12 protein-coding genes and 2 tRNA genes are annotated in these 11,408 nt (G+C 59.5%); 8 read left to right on the top strand and 6 right to left on the bottom strand.

From position 1 onward, the window contains the following. Positions 1 to 26: 26 nt before the first annotated feature. The 3 genes from HMPREF2993_RS10755 (at position 27) to HMPREF2993_RS10745 (ending at position 1,781) form a co-directional block, all read left to right on the top strand. A complete protein-coding gene (locus tag HMPREF2993_RS10755; RefSeq protein WP_070702301.1) occupies positions 27 to 959 on the top strand; it encodes a LysR family transcriptional regulator in 933 nt (310 codons plus the stop codon). A 39-nt stretch (positions 960 to 998) separates the two neighbouring features. Continuing rightward, positions 999 to 1,072, top strand: a tRNA-Arg gene (locus tag HMPREF2993_RS10750). Between the two features lie 76 nt (positions 1,073 to 1,148). Continuing rightward, complete coding sequence (locus tag HMPREF2993_RS10745) at positions 1,149 to 1,781, top strand: alkaline phosphatase family protein (protein WP_049155814.1); 633 nt, start codon at positions 1,149 to 1,151, stop codon at positions 1,779 to 1,781. On the opposite strand, the gene HMPREF2993_RS10740 is transcribed toward HMPREF2993_RS10745, so the two are convergent. Next, a complete protein-coding gene (locus HMPREF2993_RS10740) occupies positions 1,782 to 1,967 on the bottom strand; it encodes a PspC domain-containing protein (protein ID WP_070679995.1) in 186 nt (61 codons plus the stop codon). Between the two features lie 129 nt (positions 1,968 to 2,096). On the opposite strand from HMPREF2993_RS10740, the gene cmrA reads away from it, so the two are divergent. Further along, positions 2,097 to 2,909 carry a mycolate reductase gene (gene cmrA, locus HMPREF2993_RS10735; RefSeq protein WP_070702299.1) on the top strand — a complete coding sequence of 271 codons (813 nt, stop codon included), beginning with the start codon at positions 2,097 to 2,099 and terminating at the stop codon, positions 2,907 to 2,909. Between the two features lie 47 nt (positions 2,910 to 2,956). Here the strand turns inward: cmrA and HMPREF2993_RS10730 are convergent, their stop codons facing one another. After that, positions 2,957 to 4,498 carry an alanine/glycine:cation symporter family protein gene (locus tag HMPREF2993_RS10730; RefSeq protein ID WP_070702297.1) on the bottom strand — a complete coding sequence of 514 codons (1,542 nt, stop codon included), beginning with the start codon at positions 4,496 to 4,498 and terminating at the stop codon, positions 2,957 to 2,959. Positions 4,499 to 4,760: 262 nt separating this feature from the next. Here HMPREF2993_RS10730 and orn point away from each other — a divergent pair, with 262 nt between their 5' ends. The 4 genes from orn to HMPREF2993_RS10710 all read left to right on the top strand — a co-directional run bounded on the left by orn (position 4,761) and on the right by HMPREF2993_RS10710 (position 7,104). Then, complete coding sequence (gene orn, locus HMPREF2993_RS10725) at positions 4,761 to 5,393, top strand: oligoribonuclease (protein WP_046647412.1); 633 nt, start codon at positions 4,761 to 4,763, stop codon at positions 5,391 to 5,393. 49 nt (positions 5,394 to 5,442) lie between these two features. Continuing rightward, positions 5,443 to 5,515: transfer RNA gene (locus tag HMPREF2993_RS10720), tRNA-His, on the top strand. Positions 5,516 to 5,670: 155 nt separating this feature from the next. Then, a complete protein-coding gene (locus tag HMPREF2993_RS10715; protein ID WP_046647336.1) occupies positions 5,671 to 6,531 on the top strand; it encodes a siderophore-interacting protein in 861 nt (286 codons plus the stop codon). 27 nt (positions 6,532 to 6,558) lie between these two features. Continuing rightward, positions 6,559 to 7,104 carry a DNA-3-methyladenine glycosylase gene (locus HMPREF2993_RS10710; RefSeq protein ID WP_046647337.1) on the top strand — a complete coding sequence of 182 codons (546 nt, stop codon included), beginning with the start codon at positions 6,559 to 6,561 and terminating at the stop codon, positions 7,102 to 7,104. Positions 7,105 to 7,153: 49 nt separating this feature from the next. Here HMPREF2993_RS10710 and sucD read toward each other — a convergent pair whose 3' ends face one another. From sucD to HMPREF2993_RS10690, 4 genes are all read right to left on the bottom strand, one after another. Further along, on the bottom strand, positions 7,154 to 8,032 hold the full coding sequence (sucD, locus tag HMPREF2993_RS10705) for a succinate--CoA ligase subunit alpha (RefSeq protein ID WP_046647338.1): 879 nt from the start codon (positions 8,030 to 8,032) through the stop codon (positions 7,154 to 7,156). Positions 8,033 to 8,040: 8 nt separating this feature from the next. Further along, entirely contained in the window at positions 8,041 to 9,213 is a 1,173-nt protein-coding gene (gene sucC / locus HMPREF2993_RS10700; RefSeq protein WP_198525904.1) for an ADP-forming succinate--CoA ligase subunit beta, read from the bottom strand. Positions 9,214 to 9,416: 203 nt separating this feature from the next. Then, complete coding sequence (locus HMPREF2993_RS10695; RefSeq protein WP_070509723.1) at positions 9,417 to 10,061, bottom strand: hypothetical protein; 645 nt, start codon at positions 10,059 to 10,061, stop codon at positions 9,417 to 9,419. Between the two features lie 55 nt (positions 10,062 to 10,116). Further along, entirely contained in the window at positions 10,117 to 11,346 is a 1,230-nt protein-coding gene (locus HMPREF2993_RS10690; protein WP_070702296.1) for a L,D-transpeptidase, read from the bottom strand. Positions 11,347 to 11,408 lie beyond the last annotated feature (62 nt).

The raw sequence follows: 11,408 nt of genomic DNA, 5'->3' as shown, positions 1-11,408 counted from the left end.
TCTCAGCTTTCGGGTAGTCTGCACTTATGGACTCACGCCAGCTTCACCACTTTCGAACCGTCGTGGACCACGGTTCGTTTACGCAGGCCGCGGAATCGCTGCAGCTCACGCAACCTTCCCTGAGCCTTACCGTGCGCAAACTCGAAAAAGATCTCAACGTGAAGCTGCTCTCCCGCGGGCGCGGCGGAGTCCAAACCACGGAGGCCGGAGATTACCTCTATGGTGTCGCGACCTCGATCGATTCCCTCCTCAACACCGCTGCCGTGCGCCTAGCCGAGATTGCGTCGGGCAGCGCCGGGTCAGTCACGCTGTGCTCCGCGCCCGAGTTCAATTGGCTGTATATGCCGGCGGTTCTGCGCCGCATGCGGCAACGCGCGCCAGAGGTAAGTGTTTCCTTAAAGGACTCAGAACCTACCGCCACGCTCAAGCAGGTCCTGGACGGCTCCGTGGAGATCGGCATCATCCTCACCACCAACCCACAGCGCTTCCGCCAGGACTACGGCACACAGCTCACCATTGACTGCGCCGCCGAGATGGACCTGCGCGTCGCACTCCCCCAGCGTCTGGCGGACCTACCCGACCCAGTCCAGCTCTCCGATCTTGCTGCCGAAACGTGGCTCCTGCCGCCGCGCTGTCCGGAGCTCAGCAGCCTGCCCGAAGTGTTGGACCAGGTATGGGCCGCGGCCCCGCTCAGCAAACCTATGGGTGTCCAGGAAATTTCCACGCTGCAAACAGGCTTGCCGCTCGTTGCCGGCGACTATGGCATCAGCCTCATGCCGCACACCGCGCAGGCCTTGGGCCAAAGCGGAGTTCATTTCCGCCGCGTTGCGGAAACGCTGCCTACTATGCAGGCGCTTCTCATCCACCGTACGGACCGTGCATTGAGCCCGGCAGCGCGCACGTTGGTCTCCACCCTCCTCAGCACCAGCACCGAATCAACGCCAGCAGTAGCCCGATAGTCTGACTTCGCTCTCCGGTGCGTTATGATGGCTCGGTACGCCTCCATAGCTCAGTGGATTAGAGCAGTGGGTTTCTACCCCATGTGTCGCGGGTTCGAATCCTGCTGGGGGCACGCAGTTCAGAGCCACTTTTTGAGATTTGCCATAACGTCAAAAAGTGGCCTTTAGGCACCTTTTGGGCACACTCCTATGGACATTACTCTCGCCACTTTTGACTACGCCCCGGAATCCGCGCTGCGCGGACTGCGTTTCAGTAACGCCTGGGTGCCGTCGCCAAGCTATGCGGAATCGCGCCGCGGGGTGCTCACGGGACAGTACCCGCAGCGCGGCGCCACCACCCGTATCACGGAGATTTTCGCGGCCGCCGGCTTCGAGGTCCGAGAAGATGCCCTCCCCGCGTCCTCACCGGTCTTTCGCCTCCTCGAGCAGCCGCATCCCCAGCTGCTGGGTGACCTGGAGGGCGTCGTGGCGGTCTGTTCCCTACAGGGCGAGAAGTCCGCGATGTCCCTCCTATGGCCCGGCGTAGCAGACTCCGGGGAGTGCGCAGAGCTCGTCTCCCCTCTCGACCTAGCGCCCACGCTCGCGGCAATCGCGGGGCTGGATGTGCGCCCCAACGCCCCGCTGTCCTTCGACGGTCTCAACCTGGTTCCGGTGCTCCGCTACGGTGCCTCCGGGCACGCAGCACTCTTCTTCGACAACGGCGTACGTATGCAGGACGCCGTGCTTGTCGACGGCTCCGCTACCCCGCCCAGCACCTTGCTGCGTCTGCAGGAGGAGTGGGAAACGTGGAAGAGGTTTATGGCTTTCGGCCCGCTGCAGTAGCTACTCCACCGGGATAACAACCCAGAGGATGAGATAGAGCAGGATTCCTGAGAAGCCCAGCAGAATCGCAACAACGAAGAGAATGCGCACCAGGGTCGGATCGAGGTTGTAGGTCTGTGCGATGCCGCCGCAGACGCCGCCGAGCATCGTGTCAGTAGTGGAACGAGTTAAACGTTGGTTGGTCATGATGTCTCCTTTCGCTTTCTATTATCCAGAGTTGGGGCCGAGGAGACATCAGTGTTTACCCTGATTTAGACCCTGAGTGCTCTACGCTGGGTGGAGACTTCCCACCCCTGAGAGAAAGGACGCCGTTTCATGGCTCACTCCCCTGGGCTGCCCGCCCCTACCCGCTCCTCGTATGCACTGCTGACTGGTGCCAGCCAGGGCATTGGCGCTGCGATGGCCAAAGATCTGGCCGCTCGCGGCTACAACGTCATTCTCGTTGCCCGCCGCGAAGAAGTCCTCGAATCCATCGCTGCGGACCTACGCTCCCGTCACGAGGTTGATGCCATTGCGCTGGCTGCGGATCTCTCCGAGGCGACGGACGTTGACCGCGTTATCGAGTTCATGGCGGGCAAGGAAATCTCCATCATCGTCAACTCGGCGGGCATCGCCAGCTTTGGCAAGTTCATGGATCAGGACTGGGATTATGAGACCAGGCAGTTTGATCTCAACGGCAAGGCCGTTCACCGTCTGACCCGTGCCGCGCTGGAGCAGATGCTGCCGCGGCGCAGCGGCGCTATTTGTAACGTGGGCTCGGCTGCGGGCAACGTCTCCATTCCGAACAACGCCACCTATGTTTTCACCAAGGCAGGAGTCAATGCCTTTACTGAGGCCCTGCACTATGAGCTCAAGGGCTCGGGGGTGACCTGCACTCTGCTGGCTCCTGGCCCGGTGCGCGATGCTGTTATCCCCGAGGAGGAGCAGTCCATCGTGGATAAGGTCGTCCCGGACTTCTTGTGGACCACCTACGAGTCCTGCTCTGAAGAAACCCTCGAGGCCATGGCCCGCAACCAGCGGCGCGTGGTCCCCGGCCCGCTCTCCAAGGTAATGAATGCACTGGGCAAGATTGTGCCGACCCCGATTGTTGCGCCGATCATCGGCAGTTTCTATTCCAAGATGGCCTAGGACACGACAAAGCCCGCTCTCTTTGGGAGAGCGGGCTTTTGCGTTACTTAACCCTGGAGCGGCGAGTCCTGCGCAATGGCTTTCTGCGCGGCCTCCTGGCGGGCGAGCTTGCGCTCTACCCAGAATTCAGCGTTCTTGATTCCCAGCGCCTCTGGGTCAAACTGCGGGTCCTTGCCGGCAGCCTTCTGTGCGCTGTAGTCCTTGAGGCACTTGAGAGCCGGGACCTGTAGGAAAAGGATGGCAATGATGTTGAGCCATGCCGTTGCACCAACACCGATGTCACCCAGCGCCCAAGCAGAACCCGGAGTCGTCGTCGCGCCAACGACCACGGACACTACGAGGAGAATACGCAGAATCCAGACGAGCACGCGGCGGGTGGTCTTGTTGCTGATCCAGCGGTTGAAGTAGGTCAGGTTGACCTCCGCCATGTAGTAGTACGCCAGGACGGTGGTGAAGGCGAAGAAGGCAATGGCGATGGCGACGAAGCTCGGGCCGAAACCTGCCAGCAAAGTGTCGAGGCCGTGCTGGACAAAGCCCGGTCCAACCTCAACGCCATCCGGGAGGGAGCCAGCGTAGCGCACAGGGCCTTCCTCCGACTCGCCCTCGAAGACCTTGTACATGTCAGTGGAGATGATGATGAACGCGGTAGCGGAGCACACGAAGAGGGTGTCAATGTACACCGAGAAAGCCTGCACGAAGCCCTGCTTCGCTGGGTGGGAAACCTCTGCCGCCGCGGCCGACTGCGGGCCGGTACCCTGGCCTGCCTCGTTGGAGTAAATACCGCGCTTCACGCCCCACATGATGGCCGAGCCCAACAGGCCAGAGAAGGCCTGCTCGGCGCCGAAGGCGGACTTGAAGATCATGCCAAAGACCTCAGGGATCTGGCTGAAGTTCATGATCAGAATGATGATGGCGAAGATAATGTACGCAGCCGCCATGAACGGAACCACGAGGGACGCAAAGTTAGCGATACGCTTGACGCCACCGATAATGATGATGGCCAGAATTCCGCCCAGAACCAGCGCAGACCAGCCGACATCAACACCCCAAGCGTTCTGGACTGCCGCGGCCACACCGTTAGCCTGAATACCAGGCAGGAAGTAGCTGGTAGCAAGAATCATTGCGACGGCGAAGACGATGCCATAGACCATCATGAATGGTCCGGCCTTGGTGTGCTTATAGGCCTTCTCGATGTAGTAAGCCGGGCCACCGCGGTACTCACCAGTGTCCTGGTCCTTCTCTTTATAGACCTGGGCCAAGGTACATTCCACGAACGACGTTGCAGAACCCAGCAACGCCACCGCCCACATCCAGAACACGGCGCCCGGGCCACCGAACGCAATAGCCGTAGCAACGCCGGCGATGTTGCCTACGCCGACGCGGCCGGCCAAGGAAATCATGAGCGACTGGAAGGAAGAGACACCCGCCTCGGAGCTCTCGCCATCCTTCAGCTGTTTAATCATGTCCGGAATGCAGCGTATCTGCAGAAACTTAGTCGCTAGCGTGAAGTAAATGCCCGCGCCGAGACATAGAAAGACCAACGCTGGTGACCAGATAAGGGCATTGAGGGTGTCGAGAAAGGCTGACATCGGTGGGGTACCATCCTTCGAAATATGTGAGTGCCATCACGTTAAAGGCTGTCCTAATAATGTCCCATCGGCTGAGGCTTTCGTGAGCGAAATCATGAAAAAGTTGAGAAAAGGGCGTACCGTAACCTCCGCAATCACCACAAATCACCAGTTCACATCGTTTAAGAAGCGCCTCCCCATTCCCGCAGATGTGTCCTACCCCCATCTACCCCCACTCTGGCACCTCCCGAACCTCACCCAAGGAGAAACTATGGTGGAACCCATGAGTGATATCCCCGCTAAGAATGATCGCCTTGTCTGGATCGATCTGGAAATGACCGGACTGGAACCACAGCGCCACGTCATCGTGGAAGTTGCCGCCGTGATAACCGACGCCGAGCTGAACATCCTTGACGAAGGCATCGACCTCGTCGTGCACGCCACGGAGGAACAGCTCGCGGAGATGGACGACTTCGTCACCACAATGCACGCAAACTCGGGACTGGACAAGGAAATTCGGGAATCCACGCTCACCATCGAAGAAGCAGAGGACGCAGTGCTGAAGCTCGTCGAAAAGCACTGCGATCCGAGCCACCCTGCTCCCCTGGCGGGCAATTCAATCGCCACAGACCGCGCCTTCATCCGCGCTTACATGCCACGTCTGGATGCCGCGCTGCACTACCGAATGATTGATGTTTCCACTATTAAAGAGCTCGCCCGCCGCTGGCACCCGCGGGCTTATTACAACCAACCGGAAAAGGGAATGGCACACCGGGCACTGCAAGACATTATCGAGTCCATCCGCGAGCTCGATTTTTACCGTCGCAGTGTTTTCCGCACCGACGACGGCCCCTCCTCCACGGAAGCCGAGGAATTAAAGGCTGCTACAACCGCCGATTACCAGGCGTTTTTGTAAAACCGACGACGTGGGTTAACCTGTATCTCGTTGCTTTCGGGCAACGATGGTGGCTGTAGTTCAGCTGGTAGAGCACCAGGTTGTGATCCTGGGTGTCGCGGGTTCGAGCCCCGTCAGCCACCCCGAATAGACCCCCGCATCCTGCTTGAGCAGGATGCGGGGTTAATTTTTTGCGCCGAACCACCCTAGCCTTGGATATGTTAGCCTTACCTAATCTAGTATTGTGTAGGCTCCCGCCCTCACAGCAACTCAAGTATCCCGAAGGACAGTGATAGCAATGGCTGCCCAAACTAAAGAAGCGGCGCCGAAGCGCAAGCCCCGCAAGGCGCATGAAGCGACCGTGCTTGGTCGTCACCAGGTTTCTCCGGATTTGGTTCGGTTGAGCATGAACTCTCCAGCATTTGTGGGCAAAGAGCTGGAGTTTACGGATCACTACATCAAGCTGTTGTTCGTGCCACAAAGCGCTGACTACTCTTGGCCGTTTGATGTCCAACAGATTCGTGAAGAGCAGCCGCGTGATAAACACCCGATTCTCCGCACCTATACCCTGATCAACCTGAACCCGGAAACCGGGGACTTCGACGTTGACTTTGTCACCCACGGTGATTCCGGCTTGGCCGGTCCATGGGCACGAGTAGCTGAGGTCGGAGAGAAGATCGGTTTCCTCGGCCCAGGTGGCGCGTGGGGACCCACCGAAGAGTATGCGCACTTTGTGTTCGCCGGCGATGAATCCGCGGCACCGGCCATCAGTGCCGGCTTGAAGCGTCTCCCCGAAGGCGCGACTGCAACTGCATACATCGAGATCGCGGCCGAAGACCGCACGTTTGAACTCCCCACCCGCGAGGGCGTGGAGGTCATCTGGGTGGTCCGCAATGGCGCTACCCCCGGTACTGAGCTATCCCGCGTGGTGCGCGAAGCTGGTATCCCCACGGGGAAGACAACCAGCTGGTTCATTCACGGTGTCGCCGAGATGATCAAAGAACTGCGTCGCTTCCTTTTCGTTGAATCTGGAATTCCCAAGGAAGACGTTTCTATCTCTGGCTACTGGCGCATCGGCATGACTGAGGACCAGTGGCAGGCCTCCAAGCGCGAATTCAACGCCGAAATTGAAGCCGAAGAAGACAAGGCCAAAGCCTAAATCTCGCTCGCACGTTAGACTGCGGCAATGATCGATTTCACCGCCTCCGCAGACATCGTCGCTCCCCAACTGCTGGGAATGGTGCTGACACACAACGGCGTCTCCATTCGCATCACAGAGGTGGAGGCCTACCTCGGCTCAGGCGATGAGGCCTCGCACACCTTTAACGGACGTACCCCACGCAACGCCGCCATGTTCGGTCCGCCCGGCCGCCTCTACGTCTATGTGTCCTACGGCATCCACCGGAACGGCAATATCGTTTGTGCACCCGAAGGGACCGGCGAGGGCTGCCTACTCCGAGCGGGCGAAGTAGTCGATGGTGTAGACCTCGCCTACCAGCGGAGGGGCGACACGGAGTTTCATAATCTCGCCCGCGGCCCTGGCAATGTGGGCAAGGCCCTTGGTTTCAGCATCGAGGACAACGGCACGCCCGTCCTCCTCAGCGATCGCGAAAGGGAGCCCGAGTGGGTTCGCGGGCCGCGCATCGGAATCTCCAAGAACCAAGACGCAGCCTTACGCTTTTGGATTCCCTTCGACAAGACGGTGTCGCGACGCCGCGGTCTCCCCCGCTAGTTCTTATTGGAGGGACATGGGGGCGAACCGCTTCATGCCCCTCACCCAACTACGCCAAGGCTGCTCGCACCAACTCTGCTGCTTGGGACGGGGTCTTTCCTACCTTTACGCCGGCCGCTTCCAGTGCTGCCTTCTTTCCTTCTGCCGTACCGGAACCTCCCGAGACGATGGCACCGGCGTGGCCCATCGTCTTTCCCTCTGGTGCGGTAAATCCAGCGATGTAGGCAATGACCGGCTTCGTCACGTGGTCCTTGATATAGGCCGCAGCGTGCTCTTCTGCGTCGCCGCCAATCTCACCGATCATGATGATTGCCTCGGTGTCCGGGTCATTCTGGAATGCCTCGATAGCAGAAATGTGCGTCGTGCCGATGATCGGGTCACCACCGATTCCCACGCACGTGCTAAAGCCGATGTCAGAGAGCTCGTACATCATCTGGTACGTCAACGTGCCCGACTTCGACACCAAGCCAATCTTTCCCGGGTTCGGAGCGGTCTCCGCCGGGATAATGCCCGCATTGGATTCACCCGGCGTGTACAGCCCTGGGCAATTGGGGCCGATGATGCGCGTCTTGGACTCGCGTCCCAACGCATAGAGCTCCGCCGTGTCCTTCACTGGGATTCCCTCGGTGATGATCACGACGAGCTCAATGCCAGCGCGGATCGCCTCCTCCGCCGCATCCTTGGTGAACTTTGCCGGCACGAAGATGACGGTGACGTTGGCGTCTGTCGCCTGCATAGCCTCGCGCACGCTGCCAAACACAGGGATCTCGCGCCCATCAATGTCTACGCGTTCGCCGGCCTTGCGCGGGTTGACGCCACCTACGATGTTGGAGCCGGACGCCAGCATGCGGCGCGTGTGCTTCATGCCTTCCGAACCCGTCATGCCCTGCACAATGATCCGCGAGTCTTTGTTGAGAAAAATCGACATATCTACTCCTAGTTCGCCAGCTCAGCAGCCCTGCGGGCAGCGGCATCCATGGTTTCAACCTGCTCCAGTTTGGGCAGGCGTGCGTCATTAAGAATCGAGCGTCCCAGCTCGGCATTGTTGCCGTCGAGGCGCACCACGAGCGGCTTGGGTTCGATCCCCTCAGAATCCAAAATCTTGTACGCCTGCACGATGCCCTTGGCAACCTCGTCGCACGCGGTAATGCCACCGAAGACGTTAACGAAGACAGATTTCACTTGCGGGTCGCTGAGAATCACCTCAAGCCCGTTAGCCATCACTTCCGCATTGGCACCACCGCCGATATCCAGGAAGTTCGCGGGCTTCGGCTGCGATGCAAGGTCCTCACCGGCGTAGGCCACGACGTCGAGCGTTGACATCACCAAGCCAGCGCCGTTGCCGATGACACCCACCGAACCATCGAGCTTGACATAGTTCAACCCCATCTTCTGCGCCTTGAGCTCCAGCGGGTCGGTCGCACCGTGGTCCTGCAGGTCGCGGTGCTCGGGGTGGCGGAACTGCGCGTTATCATCCAGCGTGACCTTGCCATCGAGCGCAATAATTTCGCCGCTTGACGTCTTGACCAGCGGATTAACTTCCACCAGCGTGGCGTCTTCCTCGGTATAGACCGTGTAAAGCTTCTTGAACACGGGCACGAGCTTGGCGACGTCCCCCTCATCAAACCCCGCCTCATATGCCATGTCCCTAGCGAGGGTGTCCGTCATGCCGTCGAGCGGGGAGAAGCTGCGCTTAATCAGAGCGTCTGGGCGCTCCTCGGCCAGCTTTTCAATCTCCACGCCACCTTCCTTGGAGAGCATGGCCAGGTAACGGCGCTTGGTGCGATCGAGGAGGATCGAGAAGTAGTATTCCTCAGCGATGTCTGCGCCTTCTGCCACCATCACCTTGCGCACGGTGTGGCCCTTGATTTTCAGGCCCAGGATCTCGTTGGCCTTCTCCGCGGCTTCCGCGGGGCTGTGCGCTAGCTTGACTCCCCCAGCTTTGCCGCGACCACCGGTTTTGATTTGTGCCTTGACCACAACCACCGGCGTGCCCAGCTTCGTGGCTGCTTCCTCAGCCTGCACGGCCGAGGTCGCAACAATGCCCTTCAGGGTGGGAACCCCATGAGCTTCAAAGAGGTCTCGAGCTTGGTACTCGTAGAGATCCACTTCTGCCTCCATCTTTGCAGTGAATAACTAGTTCTCCACAAGATTCACCAAAACCAAGACGTGATGCAAACCACTTAACATTTGCGCCTGCGCAGTGCTTCACAAAGTGCGCAGGCATGACACAACGCCGCCCGTTGCGGGGCCACAGTATGCCAATAATGAATTAACTGACTTTACTTTCGGGGGCACCCTAGACGGTAACCCTAGGCAACGCTGTCAATAATCGCGGCCAATTCCTTCGATGCGCTCTTCATATCTTCCACGTCCTTCGCATCACCCATCGAATGCCGGAACATGTAGTTAATCACTTCCGCATTACCCACGGTGGTCACGCAAAAGAACTGCCGCAGGTCCACCTCCGGATGCTTCGCGCAGGCAAAGTAGCGTCCACCCTCAGTGAAGTCGAGGTCCTCAAAAGGTTTGACTTCTTCGCCGTTCTCTCGCTCCTGACGCTGATAGTCCTCGGCGATGAACGAGCGCACGTCTCGCGCGGCCTGCTCATTGTCCTTCGGGCAAGGATCGGTTTCTTTCTCATCTAGATAGCTGGAACCGACCATAAACTGCAGCCCATCCGCCTGATAGAAGCGCCCCCAGCCATCAGGCTCACCCGCGTCATATGTGGGGTCGTGCGCCAGGCCAGCGAATTCCTCCGGCATCGCCTCCAACAGCGCCGGGATATCGAATTCAGTCGCGCACGTACCTTCCTCAGCTGGAGCGGCAGCGCTAACGCTTGATACAAACGGGCTTGCGCTTTCGCTTTCCTCATGCGTGCTACCACCTTCCGAGGAGCACGCCACCAACGCCAACGGCGCTAGTAGCACTATCGCAGCTCGCTTATACCAGTTCATCCGGGGCCCTTTCCTTGGCAGTTTTTCCGCAAGGCTACCCCGGCAATCAACCGGGCTACTGGTTAGCGGTAGCGTTCCCCGCAGACCACGTCTCCCAGTCCATGTTCCAATCCCCCAGGCCGTCGAGCGGGCTCAACACGCCACCGCCGGTGTTGGAAACCCTCACGATATCGCCGCGCTTGACCGTGTTTTGGAACCACTGAGCAGCCTCAGTAGTCACGTTGATGCAGCCGTGGGACTGGTTGTAACTGCCCATCGCACCCACAGCCCAGGGCGCCGCGTGGACATAGATTCCGGAGTAAGACATCTGGGTCGCCCACTGAACGTCGGTCTTATAACCGCCGGCGTCGAGAGCCAGGCCAAAGGTAGTCGAGTCCATAGTGAGGGACGGGTACTGGTCACCGATGATGTAGGCGCCATTCGGGGTGTCCCACTGGCCATCCCTGCCCATCGACACCGGAATGCGGCGCAGCACCTCGCCATTCTTGAACACCGACATCATCTTCGTGTTGTTATCGACCAGCGTGATGACGCGGTCACCGATAGTGAAGTTGGTGGAGGCATCCTCGCCGCCGTAAACACCGCCGCCAAGGTTGCGGCCATACAGGTCGACGTCGACAGTCACTTTCGTGCCCGGCTCCCAGTAGTTCTGCGAGCGCCAGCGCACCTCCTGGTTATTTACCCAGTAGAACGCCCCCTCAACGGCAGGCTCGGTCTTGACCGTGATGGCCTTCTCGGCCGCCTTGCGGTCGGTGACGTAATTGCCGAAACGCACGCCGATAACCTGGCCCACTCCTACTTCAGAGTCCGGCAGCGGGCTCAACGCCACCTCAGACACCGCCGCGGCCTGCGGGGTGGTGAAGGTGATGGTCTTGTGGGTGCCATCCTTGTCTGTGGCATCGATGGTGTAGGTGCGGTTGTACCCCAAAACTTCGGCACTCTTCCACGTGGTCGAATCACTCGACAGCTCGTCCTCCACCACTTTGCCAGCCTCGTTGGTCATCGTCACCGACTTCAGGCCCGCAGGAGAAGTGACCTCGACCGGTTCGGAAGGATCGACATCACTAGCACCGTCTTTGACAGAGAACTGTAGTTGCTTCGCCTTAGCGGCTGCCGACGCCGACGCATCCGCCGCCGCACTCACTTGGGCGTCTGCCTCAGAGTGGCTATCGGCCGGGCTGGAGTTCTCGACCCCGCCAATGGTGCAGGCGGTCAGAAGGGAGGCAGTCGCAATGAGACTCGAGAGAAGCACTGCGGGACGTGCAGAAGGGAATAGAGAGTGCACACAAACCCCTAGCTCATAAAAGGACGAACAAGGACAAGAGTGCACTAAGCCTAACTGCCTGC

This window comes from Corynebacterium sp. HMSC068G04, assembly GCF_001814885.1.
Classification (GTDB): Bacteria; Actinomycetota; Actinomycetes; order Mycobacteriales; family Mycobacteriaceae; genus Corynebacterium; species Corynebacterium hiratae.
The sequence above is the reverse complement of the archived record's forward strand: the minus strand, read 5'-3'. Positions and strand labels throughout refer to the sequence as shown.

What these genes read in the sequence shown, in the direction of transcription:
- HMPREF2993_RS10745 (WP_049155814.1), top strand. Translation starts at nt 1,149, where the DNA reads ATGGACATTACTCTCGCCACTTTTGACTACGCCCCGGAATCCGCGCTG.
- orn (WP_046647412.1), top strand. Translation starts at nt 4,761, where the DNA reads ATGAGTGATATCCCCGCTAAGAATGATCGCCTTGTCTGGATCGATCTG.
- cmrA (WP_070702299.1), top strand. Translation starts at nt 2,097, where the DNA reads ATGGCTCACTCCCCTGGGCTGCCCGCCCCTACCCGCTCCTCGTATGCA.
- HMPREF2993_RS10730 (WP_070702297.1), bottom strand. Translation starts at nt 4,498, where the DNA reads ATGTCAGCCTTTCTCGACACCCTCAATGCCCTTATCTGGTCACCAGCG.
- HMPREF2993_RS10740 (WP_070679995.1), bottom strand. Translation starts at nt 1,967, where the DNA reads ATGACCAACCAACGTTTAACTCGTTCCACTACTGACACGATGCTCGGC.
- HMPREF2993_RS10695 (WP_070509723.1), bottom strand. Translation starts at nt 10,061, where the DNA reads ATGAACTGGTATAAGCGAGCTGCGATAGTGCTACTAGCGCCGTTGGCG.
- HMPREF2993_RS10710 (WP_046647337.1), top strand. Translation starts at nt 6,559, where the DNA reads ATGATCGATTTCACCGCCTCCGCAGACATCGTCGCTCCCCAACTGCTG.
- HMPREF2993_RS10755 (WP_070702301.1), top strand. Translation starts at nt 27, where the DNA reads ATGGACTCACGCCAGCTTCACCACTTTCGAACCGTCGTGGACCACGGT.
- HMPREF2993_RS10715 (WP_046647336.1), top strand. Translation starts at nt 5,671, where the DNA reads ATGGCTGCCCAAACTAAAGAAGCGGCGCCGAAGCGCAAGCCCCGCAAG.
- sucD (WP_046647338.1), bottom strand. Translation starts at nt 8,032, where the DNA reads ATGTCGATTTTTCTCAACAAAGACTCGCGGATCATTGTGCAGGGCATG.